This is a genomic window from Clostridium sp. 2218st1_F5_2218SCRN_220325 (genome assembly GCF_039062665.1).
Taxonomy (GTDB): domain Bacteria; phylum Bacillota; class Clostridia; order Peptostreptococcales; family Peptostreptococcaceae; genus Intestinibacter.
The window spans coordinates 14,718-37,791 of the sequence record NZ_JBCLNH010000003.1 but is presented as its reverse complement, the minus strand read 5'-3'; the positions used below and the strand labels follow the sequence as shown (position 1 = coordinate 37,791).

General features: G+C 28.4%; 15 protein-coding genes, 1 pseudogene and 1 other annotated feature. Of the genes and pseudogenes, 12 read left to right on the top strand and 4 right to left on the bottom strand.

Features of this window, described 5'->3' with window-relative positions; all coding sequences use genetic code 11:
• Positions 1-19 precede the first annotated feature (19 nt).
• From rplT to ABCM86_RS02725, 10 genes are all read left to right on the top strand, one after another.
• Complete coding sequence (rplT, locus tag ABCM86_RS02770; protein ID WP_007286395.1) at positions 20-376, top strand: 50S ribosomal protein L20; 357 nt, start codon at positions 20-22, stop codon at positions 374-376.
• A 299-nt stretch (positions 377-675) separates the two neighbouring features.
• Positions 676-2,043, top strand: coding sequence for a TrkH family potassium uptake protein (locus ABCM86_RS02765; RefSeq protein WP_295573290.1), 1,368 nt, complete (start codon positions 676-678; stop codon positions 2,041-2,043).
• 23 nt (positions 2,044-2,066) lie between these two features.
• Positions 2,067-2,750, top strand: coding sequence for a TrkA family potassium uptake protein (locus tag ABCM86_RS02760; protein WP_295573287.1), 684 nt, complete (start codon positions 2,067-2,069; stop codon positions 2,748-2,750).
• 20 nt (positions 2,751-2,770) lie between these two features.
• Positions 2,771-3,568, top strand: a complete 798-nt coding sequence (locus ABCM86_RS02755) for an RNA methyltransferase (RefSeq protein WP_195930199.1) — start codon at positions 2,771-2,773, stop codon at positions 3,566-3,568.
• Between the two features lie 83 nt (positions 3,569-3,651).
• Positions 3,652-3,881, top strand: a binding site (T-box leader).
• Between the two features lie 73 nt (positions 3,882-3,954).
• Positions 3,955-4,974 (top strand): phenylalanine--tRNA ligase subunit alpha, encoded by a 1,020-nt coding sequence (pheS, locus tag ABCM86_RS02750; protein ID WP_195930198.1) that lies wholly within the window; start codon positions 3,955-3,957, stop codon positions 4,972-4,974.
• Between the two features lie 130 nt (positions 4,975-5,104).
• On the top strand, positions 5,105-7,498 hold the full coding sequence (gene pheT, locus ABCM86_RS02745) for a phenylalanine--tRNA ligase subunit beta (protein WP_343003441.1): 2,394 nt from the start codon (positions 5,105-5,107) through the stop codon (positions 7,496-7,498).
• 28 nt (positions 7,499-7,526) lie between these two features.
• Positions 7,527-8,147 carry a cell division protein ZapA gene (gene zapA, locus ABCM86_RS02740; protein WP_195930196.1) on the top strand — a complete coding sequence of 207 codons (621 nt, stop codon included), beginning with the start codon at positions 7,527-7,529 and terminating at the stop codon, positions 8,145-8,147.
• Positions 8,148-8,530: 383 nt separating this feature from the next.
• Positions 8,531-10,951, top strand: coding sequence for a DUF3656 domain-containing protein (locus ABCM86_RS02735; RefSeq protein ID WP_343003440.1), 2,421 nt, complete (start codon positions 8,531-8,533; stop codon positions 10,949-10,951).
• A 47-nt stretch (positions 10,952-10,998) separates the two neighbouring features.
• Positions 10,999-11,415 (top strand): hypothetical protein, encoded by a 417-nt coding sequence (locus tag ABCM86_RS02730; protein WP_343003439.1) that lies wholly within the window; start codon positions 10,999-11,001, stop codon positions 11,413-11,415.
• 247 nt (positions 11,416-11,662) lie between these two features.
• Positions 11,663-14,851 carry a two-component regulator propeller domain-containing protein gene (locus ABCM86_RS02725; RefSeq protein ID WP_343003438.1) on the top strand — a complete coding sequence of 1,063 codons (3,189 nt, stop codon included), beginning with the start codon at positions 11,663-11,665 and terminating at the stop codon, positions 14,849-14,851.
• Between the two features lie 64 nt (positions 14,852-14,915).
• Here the strand turns inward: ABCM86_RS02725 and ABCM86_RS02720 are convergent, their stop codons facing one another.
• Positions 14,916-15,113, bottom strand: coding sequence for a DUF378 domain-containing protein (locus tag ABCM86_RS02720; protein WP_022071061.1), 198 nt, complete (start codon positions 15,111-15,113; stop codon positions 14,916-14,918).
• A 429-nt stretch (positions 15,114-15,542) separates the two neighbouring features.
• Here ABCM86_RS02720 and aspD point away from each other — a divergent pair.
• Positions 15,543-16,908: pseudogene (gene aspD / locus ABCM86_RS02715) on the top strand (aspartate 4-decarboxylase).
• 137 nt (positions 16,909-17,045) lie between these two features.
• Here aspD and ABCM86_RS02710 read toward each other — a convergent pair.
• From ABCM86_RS02710 to ABCM86_RS02700, 3 genes are read right to left on the bottom strand one after another with little or no spacing between them, the layout of a single operon-like run.
• Positions 17,046-17,384: a PqqD family protein gene (locus tag ABCM86_RS02710; RefSeq protein ID WP_022071063.1), complete on the bottom strand. Its 339-nt coding sequence runs from the start codon at positions 17,382-17,384 to the stop codon at positions 17,046-17,048.
• Complete coding sequence (locus tag ABCM86_RS02705) at positions 17,377-19,305, bottom strand: oligopeptide transporter, OPT family (RefSeq protein WP_295573262.1); 1,929 nt, start codon at positions 19,303-19,305, stop codon at positions 17,377-17,379. Before ABCM86_RS02705 ends, ABCM86_RS02710 begins: the two co-directional genes overlap by 8 nt.
• Positions 19,306-19,346: 41 nt before the next feature.
• Positions 19,347-20,792 carry an aminoacyl-histidine dipeptidase gene (locus tag ABCM86_RS02700; RefSeq protein WP_195931645.1) on the bottom strand — a complete coding sequence of 482 codons (1,446 nt, stop codon included), beginning with the start codon at positions 20,790-20,792 and terminating at the stop codon, positions 19,347-19,349.
• Between the two features lie 306 nt (positions 20,793-21,098).
• Here ABCM86_RS02700 and ABCM86_RS02695 point away from each other — a divergent pair, with 306 nt between their 5' ends.
• The gene (locus tag ABCM86_RS02695) at positions 21,099-22,859 is read left to right on the top strand and encodes an ABC transporter ATP-binding protein (RefSeq protein WP_343003437.1); all 1,761 of its coding nucleotides are present in this window, start codon (positions 21,099-21,101) and stop codon (positions 22,857-22,859) included.
• Positions 22,860-23,074 lie beyond the last annotated feature (215 nt).

Here is a 23,074-nt window from a genome sequence, read left to right as displayed (position 1 = left end):
ACATAAGGAGGTCATCGACATGGCAAGAGTTAAAGGCGCAATGAACGCTCGTAAAAAACATAAAAAAGTGTTAAAACTTGCAAAAGGATACAGAGGATCTAGAAGCAAATTATATAGACCAGCAAATACTTTCGTAATGAAAGCATTAAAAAATGCATATATAGGAAGAAAATTAAAGAAAAGAGACTTCAGAAAACTTTGGATACAAAGAATAAATGCAGCTGCTAGAATGAATGGTATATCTTATTCAAGATTAATGAATGGATTAAAATTAGCAGGTGTTGAAGTTAACAGAAAAATGTTATCTGAAATGGCTATACAAGATCCAGCTGGATTTGCTCAATTAGTAGAAGTAGCTAAAGCTAAATTAGCTTAATTATAGATAAAAGCGAACTCATTAGAGTTCGCTTTTTTTTATTGTATGAAAATTATATATTATCTAAGTTATGAGTAATATTTGATTTTAAATTTAAAACTTTAAAAATAATTCAAATAAAAAAGTCACATTAGCATTAAATTCATTCAAAATGATAAAAATAAATTAAAATTTAATACAATATAAATTGTTTTATAGTGTGGATTATTGTTAAAATATGAGATTTATCATATAATAATTTATTATATAACTTGATTTATTTTAATAAACAAAAGGAGGAAATTTTTGAGTTGAGAATCATGCATAAGAATATTAGATTTCTTGAAAAGTGGAGTTCGGTTCAAATTATTACTGCGGGATTTTTATTTATAATATTATTAGGAGCAGCAATATTATCTTTACCAATTTCAAGTCAAAGCGGTCAAGGAACTAATTTTGTAGATTCACTGTTTACTGCTACATCAGCAGTGTGTGTCACAGGATTGGTCGTATTTGATACAGCTACACACTGGAGTTTATTTGGAAAGGTTGTAATTATATCACTTATTCAAATCGGTGGTTTAGGATTTATGACTATTGCAACAATGATTTCTTTAATAAGAGGTAAAAAAATAAACTTAAAAGAGAGATTGTTAATACAAGAATCTCTAAATCAAATTGATTTATCTGGAATTGTAAGTTTAACTAGAAAAATAATACTAATGGTATTAGCGATTGAATGTATTGGGGGAATTTTATTATCTATAAGTTTTATCCCTAAATTTGGTATTATTACTGGATTAGCATATGGATTTTTCCATTCAATTTCTGCATTTTGTAATGCTGGTTTTGATTTAATGGGTTCTATAAGTGGGGAGTTTTCATCATTAACATCATTTTATGATAATTCATTTATTATGATAACTGTATCGTTACTTATAATACTTGGGGGATTGGGATATCCTGTCATATTAGATGTACTAAAAAATAAAAGATTTTCTAAATTAAATGTTCATTCAAAACTTGTTATCGTATCAACAGCAATACTATTACTTATAGGATTTGTTTTTATACTTGGAGTAGAATATAACAACCCAGATACTTTAGGAAATATGAATATGAAGGGAAAAGTACTTTCTTCTATATTCCAAACATCAACACTTAGAACAGCTGGATTTAACAGTATAGACCTTGGTTTAACAAAAGAGCCAACAATATTTTTAATGGTAATGCTTATGTTAATTGGAGCATCACCAGCTTCTACAGGTGGTGGAATCAAAACGACTACAGTAGCTATACTATTTTTAACAGTTAAAGATTTCTTATGTGGGAAAGATGAAATACATATATTTGAGAGAAGTATAAGTTCTGAAGCGATTAAAAAAGCTATAGTTATATTCTTTATAGCAATTTTTATATTTATAGTTGGTACATTAGCTTTATCAATAACTAATCCTCAGTTCTCACTTATAGAATGTGTATTTGAAGTGATATCAGCATATGCGACAGTCGGTCTGAGTATAGGCGGAAGTCCAAATTTAAATACAATAGGAAAGTTTATAATAATGATATTGATGTTCCTAGGAAGAGTAGGTTCATTAACTATATTTACAGCAATACTATCAATTAATATAGTTAAAAAAGATAAAAACATAAAAAGACCAAAAGGAAAAATAATAATAGGTTAATAGAAAATAAGAGGTATTGATATATGAAAAGAACATTTTTTAATAGTAAGGGCAAAGATAAACAATATATTGTTATCGGATGTGGTAGATTTGGCTCATCTGTAGCTAAAAAGATGTGCCAATTAGGAAATGAAGTAATGGTTATAGATAAAGATGAGGATTCTATTGAAAATATAGCTGAACAAGTTACGCATACAGCAATAGTAGATGTTACAGAAGAGAGAGATCTAAAAAGTATTGGATTAGGCAATTTTGATGTCGTAATAGTTGCAATAAGTTCGGATATAAGAGCATCTATAATGGCAACAATAATGGCTAAAGAGATGGGCGTACCTAAAATTGTTTGTAAAGCAAAAGACGAGTTACAAGCAAAGGTATTATATAAAATTGGAGCAGACAAAGTAGTATTCCCAGAAAGAGATATGGGTATTAGACTTGCTTATAATTTAGCATCAGAAAATATCTTAGACCAAATTAACCTAGACCCAGAATACTCAATTATGGAAATTGTTACACCGACAAATTGGGTTGGTAAAACAATAATAGAGTTAAATCTAAGAGCAAAATATGATATTACTGTATTGGCAGTAAAAACTACAAGCGGACTAAAAGTTATGCCTTCTCCAAACTATAAAATGCAAGAGAAAAATATTTTAATTATTATCGGAAATACAGATAAAATAAGTGATATAATTTTACATGATTAAATTTTAACTAGGAGAAAAAGATGATTAACATAATTAAGAGTAAGGACAATGACAAAATTAAATATACAAAGTCTTTATTAAAAACTAAAGGTAGAAATAAAGAAAAAAAATTTATAATAGAAGGATACAGAATTTTAACTTTAGCATTAGAGTGTGATGCAAAATTAGAATATGTTTTTATAAATGAAGATTTCGAGAAAAAACAAGAGCATAGAGACTTCTTAATAGAACTAGAAAACAAAGGAATAAAAGTATATAAAACTTTAAATAAAATATTCTCAGAGATGGTAGATACTGAAAATACACAAGGAATTTTAGCTGTATTAGAGTATAAAGAAAGAGATTTAGTCAATAATATTAACCAAGACGATAAGTTTGTATTAATTTTGGATAGAATACAAGACCCTGGAAATATGGGAACAATAATAAGAACAGCCGATAGTGCAGGTGTAGATGCAGTTATCCTTCTAAAAGGCTGTGTAGATATATACAATCCAAAAGTAATAAGATCAACTATGGGTTCTATATTTGATATGAATATAATACATGCAACTCAAGATGATGCAGTAAACTTCTTAAAATCAAATGATTTTAACATAGTATCAAGCTATTTACAAACTGACAATTACTATCACGAAACTACATACGACGGTAAAATTGCCTTAGTAATAGGTAATGAAGCAAATGGAATTAATGATGAATTAATTGCGCAGTCAGACAAACTAGTTAAGATACCTATTTACGGAAATGCAGAATCTTTAAACGCAGCAATTAGTGCAGCTGTGCTTATGTATGAGATTAAAAAATATTTATCCTAATTGTTGAAAGGCAAAATTACATATGTTATAATTATTTGCGTATACAAAAATACAGGCGCAATTAGTCGAATATGTATTAAATATAATTTACGATGAAAGAGAAAAGTATTTTAAATAACTCTATAACAGAGAGTAATACCAAGGCTGGAAGTATTATATAGATAGTTTAAAAGAAGTTCACTCTGGAGTATCAAGGCTGAAACTATAGTAGGCTTTGGCGTTTGAAACGCGTTAAGTTTCTTCGAGTGGTTTATAAATTATGTATTTATAAACTACTAGGGTGGTACCGCGAATAATAGCTTTCGTCCCTAGCTGGGATGAAAGCTTTTTTTAATTAGAAAAATAATTAGAATTTTAATAAAAAATTAAAGAAAGGGTGAAATAACGTGAAAGAACAATTACTTAAATTAAAAGAAGCTGCTTTAGAAGAGATACAAGCTGTTTCTGCTATGGATGAATTAGATAGCATAAAAGTAAAATATTCAGGTAAAAAAGGTGAATTAACTAAATTATTAAAAGGTATGGGTAAATTATCTGCTGAAGAAAGACCAGTTATGGGTAAAGTTGCCAACGAAGTAAGAGAGTTAATCGAAACAAAAATAAACGAAAAGAGAGCTAATCTTAAAAAAATAGAACAAGAAGCTAAATTACAATCAGAAGTTATAGATGTAACTATGCCAGGAAAAGTTTTTAATGTTGGTAAAAAACATCCAATAACTCAAATAATAGATGAAGTTTCAGAAATATTTATGGGACTTGGATTCTCAGTTGTTGAAGGTCCAGAAGTTGAAACAGTAGAAAATAACTTCGATGCATTAAATGCACCAAAAGACCATCCATCAAGAGATATGTCAGATACATTCTACTTTAACGAAAACTTATTACTTAGAACTCAAACATCTCCAGTTCAAGTTAGAACAATGAGAAGTCAAGAGTTACCAATAAAAATAGTTTCTCCAGGTAGATGTTTCAGAAATGACTCATTAGATGCGACACATTCACCAATGTTCCATCAAATAGAAGGATTAGTTGTTGGTAAAGATGTAACAATGGCTCAATTCAAAGGAACTGTTGAAATGTTCGTTAAGAAATTATTCGGTGAAGAAACTAAAACTAAATTCAGACCACACAACTTCCCATTCACAGAACCAAGTGCAGAGATAGACGTTACTTGCTTCAAATGTGGTGGAGAAGGATGCTCAATGTGTAAAGGTGAAGGTTGGATAGAAATACTTGGTTCAGGTATGGTACATCCAAACGTACTTAGAAACTGTGGTATAGACCCTGAAGTTTATTCTGGATTTGCTTTCGGTATGGGTGTTGAAAGACTTGCAATGCTTAAATACGAAATAGACGATATAAGACTTTTAGTTGAAAATGATATAAGATTTTTAGAACAATTTTAATTAAACTTTGAGTTTACATAAATTTATAAATTATAAGAAATTATATTTTTAAAATTCTAAAACTAAAGAATTTGATTTGATAAACGGAAAAATTTAAATACTTAATTTAAAATAGGAGGAAAATATAGATATGTTAGTACCTGTAAAATGGCTTAAAGATTACGTTGATATAGATATAGATACAGTTGAGTTCGCTGACATGATGACAATGACAGGAACAAAAACTGAAACTGTAGAATTTTTCGGAGAAGGAATAGAAAATGTAGTAGTTGGTAAAATCTTAGAAATAGCACCACATCCAAATGCTGAAAAATTAGTAGTTTGCCAAGTTGAAGTTGGAAACGGAAAAACTGTACAAATATGTACAGGAGCTAAAAATGTAAGCGAAGGTGACATAGTTCCAGTAGCTTTAGATAAAGCTAAATTACCAGGCGGAATCAAGATAAAATCTTCTAAATTAAGAGGAGAATTATCAGAAGGTATGATGTGTTCTGCTAATGAATTAGGAATAAACGAATTCTACGTAGATGACAAAAGTAAAGACGGTATATACTTACTAAATGATTTCGATGGAATGGAAATCGGAAAAGACATAAAAGAAGCATTAGGTTTATACGATGCAGTTATAGATTTCGAATTAACTGCTAATAGACCTGACTGTAGATCTATGATAGGTATAGCTAGAGAAGCAGCTGTAACTATAGGCAAAAAAACAAAATACCCACAAATAGAAGTAAAAGAATGTGACGAAGAAATAGACTTCGATGTTAAAGTAGAAAATCCAGAATTATGTATGAGATATGGAGCTAGAATAATCAAAGACGTTAAAATAGGGCCATCTCCATACTGGATGCAAAGAAGATTAATAGAAGCTGGTGTAAGACCAATAAACAACATAGTTGATATAACTAACTTTGTAATGCTTGAATATGGTCAACCACTACATGCTTTCGATTTAAACCAAGTTAAAACTGGTAAAATAGTAGTTAAAACTGCAGAAAACGGAGAAAAATTCACTACACTAGACAACGTAGAAAGAACTTTAGATGACCAAATGTTAGTTATAACTGATGGAGAAAAATCTATAGCTTTAGCTGGTGTAATGGGTGGTTTAAACTCAGAAATAACTGAAGAAACTACAGCAGTTTTATTTGAAGGTGCAGCATTCAACGCAGAAAATATAAGAAGAACTTCTAAAGTTTTAGGACTTAGAACAGAAGCTTCAGGAAGATATGAAAAAGGTGTTGCTGTTGAAACATCAAAAACAGGTGTTGAAAGAGCTTGTCAATTAGTTGAAATGTTAGGATGCGGACGTGTTCTTAAAGGAATAGCTGAAGATTATCCAACTAAACAAGAAAAAGTTGTATTAAACGTAAATCCATCTAGAATAATCAAAAACATAGGAGCTCCTATAACTTTAGATGAATTCGTTAAAATATTAGAAGACTTAGAATTTAAATGCAACTTAAAATCAGCAGAAGAAATAGAAATAGAAGTTCCAGATTTCAGATTAGATATGGAACAAGAAGCTGATGTTTATGAAGAAATAGCTAGAATCTATGGATTTGATAAAATACCTTCAGCACAATTAGAAGGAAATGTTACTGCTGGTATAAAAACTGATAAACAAAAATTCATGGACAAAATAAAAGATACAGCAACAAGTATAGGATTATATGAAATATTAACTTATTCTTTCGTAAGTCCTAAATCATTAGATAAAATAAAATTACCACTTGATAGTGCAAAAAGAAATTATATAAAATTATTAAACCCATTAGGTGAAGACACTTCAATAATGAGAACAACTATGATGCCATCTACTTTAAATGTATTATATACTAATGCATCAAGAAAAGTAGAACAAGCTTTAGTATTCGAATGTGGACATACTTTTACTCCACAAGAAGGTCTTCCAATAGAAAACAACCACTTATGTATAGGTATGTATGGTAAAGATGTAGATTTCTTCGTATTAAAAGGTTCTATACAAAAAATATTCTCTGAAATAGGATTCGATGGATATGAAATAGTACCAGAAACTAATAATTCTACATTCCACCCAGGTAGATGTGCTACAATAATGTATAAAGGACAATATGTTGGAACATTTGGTGAAGCACATCCAGAAGTTATAGAAAACTATAACTTAACACAAAGAGTTTATCTTGGTGAAATAGACTTAGATTTAGTATATGATAATTCAAACAGAACTATAATCTACAATCCATTACCAAAATACCCTTCAACTTCTAGAGATATAGCTCTATTAGTTAAAAAAGACGTATATGTAGGCCAAATAGAAGCAATAATAGAAGCTAATGGTCAAGGTTTAGTTGAAAGCTATAAATTATTCGATGTTTATACAGGATCTCAAATAGCTGATGGATACAAATCAGTTGCTTATTCTATAACTTATAGAAGCAAAGATAAAACTCTTACTGATGAAGATGTAGCTAAGGTTCATGATAAAATTTTAAGTGAGTTAGAATCAAAACTAGACGCTAAATTAAGAACAAACTAACTCATCTTTTGGTAGGGGGAATTAGTTAATGAACAAAGTAATAGTGACAATACAAGGCGCTAATTATACAATGGTTGGCGAAAAAAGCGAAAAAGAAATGCTTACAATCGCTAATTATGTAAATAGTGAGATGGAAAAATTAAAAGAAAGTGCTCCAAATTTAGGCTCACTTAAAATATCAATTTTAACATCTTTAAACTTAGCAGATTTATTATTTGAATGTTCTAGTGAAAATGAAGATTTATTAAACGAAATTGATAAATTAAAAGAGCAACTAGGGCAACCAAATGAAGAAATAGAAGCTCAAGTAGCGGAATTAAGAAATATATTAAGCACTAAAGAAATGGAACTTTTAAATAGTAGACATGAAATAGAAAGATTAAATAATATAGTCTCTGAACAACAAAACCAAATTGATGGATTAAGCAATGTTTCAGAGGGAAGCAAATCTGAAATAGAAGATTATAAAGCACAGATAGAAAGCCTACAAAACTCATTAAATGAAATGACACAAAGGGCTGAAATAGCTGAAAATCTTTCTTCAGAATGGCAAAATAAATCTTTCAATCTGCAATTAGCGTTAACAGAATTAGAAAATCAAATTAAAGAAGGATCAAGCTCAGAAGAAGTAGCTGGAGAATCTCTTTAATATAAAAATAAAAAAGGTTGTTGAAGTAATATATCTTCAATAACCTTTTTTATTTTTATAAGGAAATTATATATTATCTGGTTTGTGGATAATGTATAATTTCCAACCTATTAACTTTTAAGCAACGGAATCTTTGATTCGTTGGCGCCATGAACGAAGTGAATTTTAAGCAACGGACGAAGTCGTTGGCGCCATGAACGAAGTGAATTTTCTGTTTAATATTATAAAAAACTTGGTATTATATTAATTTGAAAATCATCTTAATCTAATAATAAATACATAACTATATTTTTTTTGACTTAAGATGATATAATAGTAATCGTATGTAAATTTTAATATTTGTAAATTATAAAAATAAGTATAGATAAATAGGAGAGAAATTTATGAAAGAAATAGAATTATTAGCACCCGTTGGTTCATTTGATTCTTTAAAAGCAGCTGTACAAAATGGAGCCAACGCTGTATATCTAGGTGGAAAAGATTTTAGTGCTAGGGCTTCAGCAAACAATTTTGATAGAGAAGAGCTAAAAGAAGCAGTTAAATATGCTCATATAAGAGACGTAAGAGTTTTTGTTACTACAAATACATTAATAAAACAAAATGAGCTTGAAGACTTTGTAGAGTATGCTAAATTTTTATATGACATAGATGTAGATGCTATTATAATGCAGGATATTGGAGCAGCAATGCTTATACATGAGTTACTTCCAGATTTCGAACTTCATGCAAGTACTCAAATGGTTGCTCACTCACTTGAAGATGTTCAATATTTAGAAAGTATCGGATTTAAAAGAGTAGTTTTAGCGAGAGAGCTTACAGTAGAAGAAATAAAATATATTTGTGATAATGCAAATGTAGATATAGAAATATTTGTTCATGGAGCATTATGTGTATGTTACTCTGGTGGATGTTTAATGAGTAGTATGATCGGAAACCGCTCAGGAAATAGAGGAAGATGTGCTCAACCTTGTAGACAAAAATACACAATGATAGATATATCTACAGGAGAAGAAATACACAACAATGGAGACTATCTATTAAGTACAAAAGATTTAAATACAATTGAAGAAATTGATAAAATAATTGATACTGGAGTTTTATCTTTAAAAATTGAAGGTAGAATGAAAAAGCCAGAATATGTAGCTACAGTTATAAAAAGTTATAGAGATGCTATTGATGAGTATGAAACTACTAAAAAAGTAAATATATCAGACGAAACAATGGAAGATTTATATACTATATTCAACAGAAAATTCACAAAAGGTCTTATTTTAGGTGAAGTTGGCGATGAAGTTATGAATAGCAATGTGCCAAACAACCAAGGTCTTTATGTTGGTAAAGTAGTAGATTACAATAAAAAAGCGAAAAGACTAAAAATAAAACTAGAAGGAACTCTTAAAAAAGGTGATGGAATCAACTTAGGTGGAGGAACTATCGGAAGAATAATAAAAGGAAAAGATATTACTCAAATAGGTTATAAAGGAGAAACAATAGAACTTGACTTTATAGGAGAAGCTAAAAAGAATCAACTAGTTTTCAAAACTTCAGATACTGATTTAATTGATAGAGCTCAAAAAACTTATACACAAGATAAAGAATTTGCTAAAAGTCTAATTGATGCTGAAATATCTATTAAATTAGACAGTTATCCAGAACTTAGATTAATAGATAAAAATGAAAATATAGTAACTGTTCAAGGTGATAAATTAGTAGAAAAAGCTTTAAAAGTAGCTTTAAGTGAAGAAAAAATAGAAATTCAAATTAAAAAACTAGGTAATACACCTTATGAAATTGACCAATTAAAAATAAACTTAGATGAGGGTGTAAGTATGCCTATAAGTTTAATAAATCAAATGCGTAGAGAAGCAATTGAGTTATTAGATAATGCGAGAATATCAGTTAAGGGAAGAATGTATAAAGACAACGATATAAAATATTCACCTAAAATATATTCTAGAAATGCAGACAATAAGTCAAAAATAAGAGTAAAAGTAAATAATATAGAAGCTCTAAAATCAATCTTAAACTTAGATATAGATATGATTTATTATGAAGATGTAAGCACTATAGAACAAGCAATGACAATGGCCAATGCAAATAATAAAAAATTAATTTATAGTGCACCTAGAATCGTCAGAAATAGAGAATATAAAAGATTAGAAAAATCAGAGGAATATTGCAAAGACCATGTTCAAATTTCAGCATTAGGTCAAGTTAAGTATTATAAAGAAAATAGTGAAAGTGTAAAATTTGATGTAGATTATTATTTAAATCCATTCAACAGTGAAACAATAAATCACTACAAAAAAGAAGGAGCAGAAACTGTCTGTATATCACAAGAATTAAATCTACACGAAATAAAAGAAACTACACAATATACAGACCTTGAAATTGAAACAGTGGCATATGGATATATTCCAATGATGTTAAGTGAATATTGTCCAATGGGTGTTGTAGCAAGAAGCTGTAAAAAAGACAAAAGATGTGCTAACTGTAAAGAAAGTAAATATGTACTTAGAGACTTTAAAGGCGAAGAGTACAGAGTATCACAAGATATATTCTGCAGAAGTACTATATATAACTCAAGTGCAAATTGCTTAATAAATAATCTAGATGAACTTTCAGAAGCAGGAATAAATATATTCAGACTTGATTTTACACATGAAACACCAGAATTAATAGAAAAAATAACAGAATCATTTATAGATGTAATAGAAAATGATTTTGTAGCTGATGCAAAATCACTTGAAGTTTTTGAAGATATGGACACAACATTAGGACATTTATATAAAGGTGTTGAATAAGTTATAAAATGAAGTTAACCAAACTTATGAGGAAATTAATTATTTTATTGCTAATAACAATTATGTCGGTTGGATGTAGTAAATTAAAAGAAAAGTCTTCTGATAATACATTAGAAGATTCACAAGCATCATCTAAACAAACACTGCAAATAGATGATGTTGAAGGTTATTGGGAATGTAGATCTAGTGAAGATGATATATTATTGAGAATTGGTTGGAAAAATGATATAGATATATATTACTCAGATAATTCTAAAGAAAATGCATCTTATAATATAATTAAATCAATGAAAAATTCTATAGAAATTGAAATTGAAAATGATAGTAATAAAACTCAAGCTATCATAACAACTGATGACAATGGTGAAAGCATAACATTTAAAAGAAATAAAAATGAATATTATTTTATCAGAATACCAAAAGACAAATTTTATGAAAAATTAAATAGTGATTCTATTGATTAGCAAAATATATAAATTAAACCATACAATCTATATAAAAGGTTGTATGGTTTTTTATATATTTAAAACTTAAATTTAAAATAAGTTATAATAACGTATATTAGATTTAATTTAAAAAAATGGTTTGAAATAGATTAAATGGTATATAATAAATTTTTTGTCGATAAATGTAGAATATTGAAAAATTTGGCGATGTATAGTAATATATTGTTATTCATAATAAATTTATAGTAATAAGAAAGGAAATAATATGGGTATAAAGACATTTGTTAAAAAAGGTATTATATTATTTTTATTAAGTATAATAATATTCAACTTATGTCTATTGGAATCATATGCAAGTAATAAGAATATTACATTCAATAATCTGAATATTGAACAAGGTATAAGTCAATCTACAGCAGAGATAATATTCCAAGATAGTAAGGGATATATATGGATTGGTACAAGTGATGGTTTAAATAGATACAATGGATATGAGTATAAAATATATAACTATGAGGAAGGAAAAAATAGTATAAGCCATAATGGTATAACTGATATAACAGAAGATGATGATGGTTATATATGGGTAGCTACTGTTCAAGGGATGAATAAAATAAATCCTGATACAGATGAAATTAAAAATTATACAGAAGAAAACGGTAAAATAAAAACTGACAGTACTTCTGAAGTAATAAAAACTCAAGATAATAAAATGATAGTTGCAACTTATGAAGGATTAAGTATTTATAATGAAGAAAAGGATTGCTTTGAAGTTGTTTTAGATGAAGATAATGGATTAATGACTAACATGATATATTCATTAGATGAGGATAAACACGGGAATATATGGTTAGGGACTGATTTAGGTGCTCACAAGATATCTAAAGATTTTAAAATACTAGAGACATATGGTGGAGAAGAAGAGGAAAACTCATTAGTTGAAGATTCAATTTATAATATGTATTGTGATGATAAACGGGACCTTGTATGGATAGGTACTGCAAATTCAGGTGTATTTAAATTAAATACAAAAACTAATGAAATTAAGCAATATAAAAATGATCCAAATGATGATAAATCTTTACCATCAAACCAAATTGGGGAAACATTAAGAGATAAAAATGGAGACCTATGGATTGGTACAGATGGTGGATTAGCTTATTACAATGAAAAAGAAGATAATTTCGATATTTATAAAAATAAAATTTATGACAAAAATAGTTTAGTATATGACAATATAAAATCCATAATTCAAGATAAAGAAGGGATTATGTGGATTGGAACATATTCTGGAATAAGTATATTTGATACAAATAGCAGTATTAAACACTACAAAGCTGGTGAAGATGATGACTACTTATTAAATGAAAATATGGTTCATGGAGTATATGAAGATAGCGACGGATATCTTTGGGTAGGTTCAAAGTTAAAAGGTATAAGTATTATCGACAGAAAAAACAATACCTCTACAAGTATAAGTACTGAAAATAATAATATAATTCAGTCTGATATGATAAATGACATAACTGGATACAAAGATTTTATATTTATTGCGACTGATGGTGGTGTTTTAAAAATAGATAAGAAAACATCAACAATGAAAAACTACTCTACATTAGATGGTTTAGTAAATGATGCAGTAAAAGATATCATGGTCGATGATAAAGGTTATTTATGGGTAGGAACAATAAATGGACTTAGTTTAATAAATATTGAAACTGATGAAATTATAGATATGACTGACTACATAAGTGATGATAAATATATAAAACATATGTATCAAGATATCTACGGAAATTATTATTTAGGATTATTACGAGATGATGGTTTATGTTATATAAATAGAAACGAAAAAACAATTAAATATTTTAAACATGATAAAAAGGATAAATCGTCTATAAGTAGTGACCGTGTTAGATATATAAACGGAGACAGCAAAGGGAATGTATGGATTGGTACTAGTTATGGTATAAATAAGTTTGATCCAAAAACAGAAACCTTTGAAAGATATACTGCGCAAGATGGTATAGCTAATAATACAATTTATGGGATACTAGTTGATAATGATGATAATATATGGGCAAGTACAAATAAAGGTATTAGTAAACTAAACCCAGAAACAGGTAAAATTGAAAACTTAAGTGTAACAGATGGTATTCAAAGTAATGAGTTTAATGGTAATGCATCATTTAAAAGTGAAAGTGGAGAGCTATTCTTTGGAGGTATAAATGGATTAAATACATTTTATCCTCAAGACATAAATAAAATGAATAGTGGTACAAAAGTTTTATTTGATGGTTTTAATATCGACCATAAAGAATACTCTAACATAGATGGCAAGAAGTTTAGTAGTCATACTGACAATATAAATATTAAATTCTTCACACCTATATACTCAGGCAATAAAAACCTGATGTATGAGTATAAATTAATTGGTGCTAGTGGAGAAGTATTCACAACAAAAAACAACTATGTTACATTCAATGAATTATCACCAGGAAAATATACTTTTGAAGTAAGAGTTATAGATACGGGTGGAAACAAAAGTGAAGCAAGTAGCGTTACATTTACAATAAAACCTCCTTTCTGGAGAAGTTCTCTTGCGATATTTATATATATACTTATTGCAATATTATTCGTTATAAAATCTAAATATGAAGTTAAAAAACTAGACAGATTAGTTAAAGAAAGAACAAAAGATTTAGAAGAAGAAATGGAGAAAAATACAATTCTTCATAATAAAAACTTAAAATTAGAGAGAAATAAAAATAGTTACTTTATTAATTTATCTCACGAATTAAGAACACCTTTAAATGTTATGAGTAGTACAAATCAATTATTAAAAGGATTAAGTAAAAATTCAATAATTGACGGAGAAAAATTAAACTATTATGTTGATATATCTCAGCGAAATTGTAAGAGACTATTAAACTTAATAAACAATATATTAGATAGTAGTAAATTACAAAATGATATGTATCAAATAACTTTAAAAGAAATAGACATAGTATATTTAGTTGAAGAAACAGCTCTAACATTAAAAGATTATATAACTTCAAAAGGAATTGACCTTATAATTGACCCTCAAATTGAGGAAAAAATGATTAATTGCGATCCGTATGAACTTGAAAGATGTATAATAAACTTAGTAAGTAATGCTGCTAAATTTACTCCTGAAGGAGGAAGTATAACAGTAGATATTGAAGATTTAGATGATAAGGTAAAAATAAGCGTTATAGATACTGGTACAGGTATAGATAAGAAATTCCACAAAAGTATATTCGATAGATTTAGTCAAGTTGAAGATAGCGAGCCTGTGAAATCAGGAAGTGGCTTAGGATTAACTATCACAAGTCAAATTATAAAATTACATAAAGGTAAAATTTATGTAGAAAGTGAACTTGGAAAAGGTAGTACATTTGTAATAATATTACCAGTAAACCCAGAGATTTAGATAAAACAAAAAGGGAGTTTAAGTAATTTTACTTAAGCTCTCTTTTTATTTTTAGATTTTATATTTAGTCGGTGTTTTTATTTGAAAATAATGTTGGAATTAAGAAAATACCAGCTAATCCGACTAATCCAAATATTATTCTGCTGAAAACAGAATAAGTACCTCCAAATATAAAGCCAACTACATCAGTTGCAAAAAGTGCTACACAACCCCAGTTAAGGGCACCAATTATAACTAAAACCAATGCTATTTTGTTCCACATATAAATTCACTCTCCTAAATGTAAATTATTACATCTTTATTATTTACCATTTTTTAAAAAAATATTTAAAATTAGTATAAATTTTCTAGAAGAGGAAATAAAGAAATCTTTACTCTAAAGAATCTTAAATATGTAGATTTTTTGATAGATGATAATTACGTATTAAACATAGATATTAACTTTTTTATGAATAATTATAATTTAATTAAAAAAAATAAAATATGAATTTATTTGATTAAATTACTGCGTGTTAAACAAAATAAAAATATATATAAACTTTATTTAATAAGGTTGATAACGATGCACAACTTTATTAAATAAAATACTTTACTTAAAATACCTTATATGTTATATATAAAAAGTGAATGGGGTTAATTTACAGAAGCGTTTTTATAAATATAAGTTTATAATCATAGGAGGAAATTTGTAATGAAAAATATAAGCAGACTTGAACTAGAAAATATATACGGAAAAATAAGTCCATTTGAGTTTAAAAATAAATTAATAGAATTGGCAACTTTATCAAATAGAAAGAGTACACGTACTTTACTTGATGCAGGTCGTGGGAATCCAAACTGGATAGCATCAACTCCAAGGGAAGCATTTTTTACTTTTGGACAATTTGCAATAACAGAAAGTAGGTATACTTGGGATGATGGTGATTTGACTGGTATGCCTAAAAAAACAGGGATATACAAAAGGTTCTGCACCTATGTTGAGAATAATAAATTTATGCCAGGAATAGATACATTAAAAGCAATAATAGATTATGGTATAGAAGAATTGAATTTTGATAAAGATGAATTTCTGCATGAATTGACAGATGCAATTATAGGGGATAATTATCCATTTCCAGATAGAATGTTAATTCACATAGAAAAAATAGTAAAAGAATATTTAAAAAGAGAAATGAAATATGATGTGGAAAAAGGAGGAGAATTTAATGTGTTTGCAGTTGAAGGTGCAACTGCTGCAATGTGTTATATATTTGATTCATTAATAGCAAATAACCTTCTTTTAAAAGGAGATAAAATAGCTATTATGACACCAGTATTCACTCCATATTTAGAAATACCACATCTTCCAAGATATGAATTTGAAGTGGTTTATATAAATGCAGATGAAATAGATGAAAATGATGAACATACTTGGCAATGTAGCAATAAAGAATTAGAAAAGCTAAGTAACCCAGATATAAAAGCATTATTTGTTGTAAATCCTAGCAACCCACCATCTGTAGCTATATCACAAAAATCTATTTCAAAAATTGTAGATATAGTAAAAACTAAAAATAAAGATTTAATGATAATTTCTGATGATGTTTATGGAACTTTTATACATGGATTTAGATCTTTGATGGCTGATTTACCATACAATACGATAGGAGTATATTCTTATTCTAAATATTTTGGAGTTACAGGATGGAGATTAGGAACTATAGCCCTTCATGAAAATAATGTTTTTGATAAATTAATAAAAGAGTTACCATATTCTATAAGAAAAAGAACTATGAGAAGATATGCAGATCTTAATCCAGTTCCGGAAAATGTTCCTTTTATAGATAGAATAGTTTGTAGAATACTTAAAAGCAAATTATAAACCAGTTGATATTTTATTTGATTTAGCTCAAAAATCATCCATAGTTCTACTTGGAGGAGGTGGATTTGCAGGTCCTGAATGGTCTATTAGAATATCACTTGCAAATCTATATGATGAAGCTTATTCGGAAATAGGAGTTGTTTTAAAAAGAATTTTAGACTCTTATGCTGATGATTGGAAAAAGCTTCAGGGTTAAGCTTATACTAACTCTAGTAAAAGTTGATAACAGGTAAGAAGTAAATAATATATTTAAAATAGAAAAATAATATTAATAAAAGGAGTATTTAAAATAGATTTTATCTAAATTAAATACTCCTTTTTATATTATTTTATTTAATTAATTCTCTCGATATAATTACAATTAACATGTATATGGTTTAAATACATTGTAAGTCTTTCATAAAGAGGATGAGTAGCATCTCCATACTCTGACTCCAAGTTTTCGCCTATTTCTTCAACTGTTTTTTTCCCATCTATTTGTAAAAAAATGAAGCTGCCATATTCATCAAGTTTAATTTTTTTATAAAGAGGAATTCTAAATTTTAATTTTCTAAAAAAATTTTGTATAGGATGATTTTGTTTTTCTAATATTGTTACAATCTTATCCTTAACCTCATAGTCTATACTATTTGAAATTTTAAATACTACATTTAACGAGTCTTCATTATTCATTTTTATGACCCTTAACTTTTGAATTTAGTATAGGAAGAGCAGTTAATACTACTAGTATAACTAATAATACAACAGCCATACCATTTCCTGCAGCAAATCCACTAGGACCATTTCCTCCAACTAAACCAGTTACTTGACAGATTACACCGATAAGCCCAAGTATAGAACCACCAGCAACAAGTCCTGAAGATAAACTTATACCATTACTAACTTTTACTTCTTTTTCTACTTCATTTTTAGTACTTCTTTCGATAAATTCACGAACTAAAGCACCTACTAATATTATAGAAGTAGTTGAAATTGGTAAGTAGAATCCGATAGCAACTGTCATTATAGATAGATTTAAGAAGTGTAGTACTATTGCCATAAATACACCAACTATTATCATAACCCATGGAAGATTTCCTGACATTATACCAGATGTAAGTGTAGACATTAAGTTAGCTTGTGGTAAAGCAAATGGAGGATTATCTCCAGTTATTTGTAATTGTTCAGTTAATAAAACCATAACAGCAACAACAACTATAACACCAACTATAGCAGATATTGTAAAGTAACGTTGCATTTCATTTTTATTACCACCAACAACAAATGTTACCTTTTGTGATTGACAGTATCCTCCAGCTATTGCTATAGCAACAACTATGAATGAACCGAATAAAAGTAGAGATTTGTTGTCTGCTTGAGAAGTCCATCCCATAGAAACAAATACTACAGTAGTTATAACTAATGAAGCTATTGTCATACCTGATACAGGTAGGTTAGAAGTACCAATAGTTCCTGTTAATCTACCAGCAACTATAACAAATAATAAAGATAGTATAAATGATAAAATAGCTCCAACTATAGTCATTACTATGCTTTCAGATATTATAAATGAGGCAATAAGTCCTATAACAGTACCAGCTAATAATATTATTAAGTAAGATGAAGAACCTTCACCATCTTCTGAAGATGATTTTGCATTCATAGTTTCTTTTACTGAAGCTATTATAGTAGGTATAAGTTTTACTGCACCTATTATACCACCACATAACATCATACCAGCACCTATATATTTAACATAAGAACCAGCAATATCACTAACAGCCATTTGATTTACTGCAAGTGAAGGATTATTCCATACCATAGCTCCATCATGTGCCATTTCAGCAAAATAAGCAAGTAAAGGAGTTATACCAAATGCTGATAATATTGAACCAGCAAACATAGTTAAAGAAACATCCATACCTACTATAAATCCAATTCCTAGTAAAAGTGGATTAACTTCTAAGTCGAATTTCCATTTGTAGAATGATTTTCCTGCAAAGGACATAACATTGTTTGTTAAGTTTAAGAATGAACTTGAAAGTGTGTTTAATACACCACCTATACCAAATCCTATTCCCATGAATTTCATTGAATCTCCGCCAGCATTTTCTGATGCTACAAGAGTTTCAGATATAGCCATAGCTTCAGGATACATAAGATGACCATGTTGATCAATTATTAAATAGTTATAAACAAGTGAAGCTGCACCTATACCGAATAGAACTCCACCTATACCAACTGCTACACCTTCTAAGAAAGTAAATTCACTACCTATTAGTATAACAGAAGGTAGTACAAATATAAGACCACTAGCGACAGATTCACCACCACTAGCCATACCTTGAACTAAGTTTCTACCAAGGATTCCTTTGTGTTTTGCAAACATTGCAACAAATGCTGAACCTAAAATTGCACCTGGAATACCAGCGGCAACAGTAAGTCCTGCTTTCATTCCTGAATAAGCTGTAGAAGCTGCGAATACAGCAGCAAATATAATCCCTATAATTAATACAGCAATATTTCCTCCAAGTTTCGATTTATCTGTGATATATGGCACGTAGTCTTTTCCTGCAACTCCACCATATGCCTCTTTAGATAGTTTTTTATTCAAATGACATACCCCCTTCATTGTCGTTTAAATTAAATTTTATATTAATGTTGGTTCATGCTTTCTAAACAAGCAACTAAATAATCCCAAACATTTTTTATTGAAGAAATACTTACATGTTCGTTTGGAGTATGAACATCATAAGCATTAGGACCTATTGATATAGCTTCACAGCCATCCATTTTCTTAAGGAATAACCCACATTCAAGACCTGCATGTATAGTTAATATTTTAGGGTCATTACCTGTTAATTTTTTGTAAGTTTCTATACTTATTTCTTCTAGTTTAGAGTCAATAGCTCTTTCCCAAGAAGGATAATGGTCAGTTTCTTCATAATCAGCACCTAAAGACTCGGCAACTAATTTTACAGTGTTATTTATATAGTCTTTTCTAGTTTCTACAGAACTTCTTGTAGTTGCTTCAAATGTCATAACATCTTCTTTAGTTGTTACAACACCTAAATTTATAGAACTTTCCACTAAACCTGGCATATCTGCTGCCATAGTTTGGATTCCAGATGGTATTAAGTTTAAAAGTTGAATTACTTTATTTTTACATTCATCAGTTAGAACTTTTTCAAAAGAAGTTTCACTTAATTCAATTTTTACGTCTGGATCTGGAATTCTGTATTCATGTTTGAATATAGATTCTATTTTAGCCAATTCAGCTTTTAATTGATCTATATCTTTAGTATCAATAGCTATAACAGCATCGCATTCACGAGGGATAGCATTTGTTTTAAGACCACCATTTACATTTACTAAATCATAATCAATAGTTAATAAGTCTAATATTCTACCCATTAATTTATTAGAATTAGCATGGTTTTTATCTATTTCCATTCCAGAGTGTCCACCTAAAAGACCTTTTAATTCTATTAAGAATCCTTGTTTTTCAGAAGATTTGAATTCAAGTGGTAAAGTTGTACAGTTTCTGTTACCACCAGCACAACCAACTAATATACATCCTTCTTCTTCAGAATCTAGATTTAACATATATTTTCCTGTTAAAACGCTAGTATCTAAATTCTTAGCGCCAGTCATACCAACTTCTTCATCAGTAGTTATAAGTATTTCTAATTCAGGATGTTTAATAGTATTTGATGCAAGAAGTGCCATACCATAAGCAACCGCTATCCCATTGTCAGCTCCTAAAGTAGTTCCAGTTGCATATATCATGTCATCTACAACTCTTAATTGGATAGGATCTTTTAAGAAATCATGGTTTGAATCTTTATTTTTTTCACAAACCATATCCATATGTCCTTGTATTATTACTCCTGGACAATTTTCATAACCTTCAGTAGCTGGTTTTTTGATTATTACATTTAAGTGTTCATCTTGTATGTATTCTAGATTTAATTCTTTTGCAAAATTACATAAATAATCACTTATTGCTTTTTCATTACCAGAACCTCTAGGTATTTGAGAGATTTTTTCAAAATAATTTAAAACTGATTGTGGTTCTAAACCTTTTAGTATGTTTTCCATTTAAAATCAACCCCTTTTTTTAAAAATTATTTTTTATTAAGAATTAAATTATCTTTTAGATAAGTATAATAATATGTAAAAAAAAAGTAAAGTAAAGATTTTACAAAAAAGTTAATTTATACTTGAAAATTAATTTAAAAAATTCAGAAAAATGAAATGAAAATATTAGGAAAATCATGAAAATAATATGTTAATTTATATGAGGTAAATGTATAATTAAATGTATCATAATATATAAACATCTGTTAGTTAGGCAGATGTGTTTTAGTATGTAAAAATATTTTAAATATATTGGGAGGTTGTTTAATGGAAAATAAAAAATACAAAACTAAGGATTTGATAGGACGATTTATTCCTTATTTTAAGCCTTATAAAAATGTGCTATTGTTGGACTTATTTTGTGCATTTTTAACTACAGGCTGTGATTTGATATTACCTATGATATTAAGGTTTCTTGCAAATAAAGGGACTGAGGACTTGTCATCAATTACGGTACAATTAATAGCCAGTTTAGCAGGAGTTTATTTAGTACTTAGAATAATAGATGCAATAGCAAATTACTATATGACTAGAATCGGGCATATAATGGGAGCTAGAATTGAGACAGATATGAGAAAAGATGCATTTGACCATATTCAAAAATTATCAGATTCATATTTCAATAATACAAAAGTAGGTCAAATAATGTCTAGAATAACTAATGACTTATTTGATGTTACTGAGTTTGCACATCACTGTCCAGAGGAATTTTTCATAGCAGGTGTAAAGATAGTTATTTCATTTATACTTTTATCTAGAATAAATTTAGCTTTAACAACGATAATATTTATCTTCATACCTTTAATGGTTATATTCAGTATGGATCAAAATAGAAAAATGAAGAGAGCATTTAAAAAACAAAGAGTTCAAATTGGAGAATTAAACTCAAGATTAGAAGATAGTTTATTAGGTGTTAGAGTTGTAAAAGCATTCGCAAATGAAGATATAGAAGCAGAAAAATTCACACAAGATAACAGAAAATTCTTGGGAACTAAAAAAGAAACATATAAATATATGGCTGGATTTAAAATTATAACTTGTATATTCGACGGAATAATGTATTTAGTTTTATTAATTGCCGGTGGAATATTTATGATGAAAGGTCTTATCCAACCAGCGGACTTATTTGTATTCACATTATATGTAACAACTTTACTAGCAACAGTTAAGAGAATTGTAGAATTTACAGAACAGTTCCAAAAGGGTATGACTGGAATTGAGCGTTTTATAGAAATAATGGATTCAGACATAGATATATTTGACGATGAAGATGCAAAAGAACTGAATAATGTAAAAGGAAGTATAGAATTTAAGAATGTATCATTTGGATATAATGATAAAGATAAAGAAGTATTATCAAATATAAATTTATCTATTAAAGAAGGTGAGAAAGTGGCATTAGTAGGTCCATCAGGCGGAGGAAAAACTACCATATGTAACTTAATCCCACGTTTTTATGATACTACACAAGGAAGCATTTATTTAGACAATAATGATATAAAGAAAGTTACATTAAAAAGTTTAAGAAAAAATATAGGTATAGTTCAGCAAGATGTATATCTATTTGCTGGAACTGTTTATGAAAATATAGCTTATGGAGACCCTAATGCAACTAGGGAACAAATAATTGAAGCAGCAAAACTTGCAGGCGCACACGAATTTATCTCAGAATTAAAAGATGGATATGATACTTATGTTGGAGAAAGAGGAGTAAAATTATCTGGCGGTCAAAAACAAAGAATAAGTATAGCTAGAGTATTCTTAAAAAATCCTAAAATATTAATTTTAGATGAAGCTACATCAGCCCTAGATAATGAAAGTGAATACTTAGTTTCTAAATCACTTGAGAGACTTGCAAAAGGAAGAACAACACTTACAATAGCACATAGATTAACAACTATACAAAATGCCGATAGAATACTTGTTTTAAATGAAAATGGAATAGTAGAACAAGGAAGTCATAAAGAATTATTGGATAAAAAGGGAGTTTATCATCAACTTTATATGATGTCAAATGAAATTGCATAAAGAAAAATAAAATAGATTAAAATAAATATAAAAATTTTATCCATAATAAACTTGGATTAGGTATAATAGAAGGTGGCTTTATAAAGAATTAAAGATTTTCTTATTTATACTTAATCTAAGTTAAATAAAAGTCTCATATAAGTATAAATTTGGGGTTTTTATCAATAATACTAATAATAAAAAAATTGTGGCAAGAATTACAATAATTAGGAGGA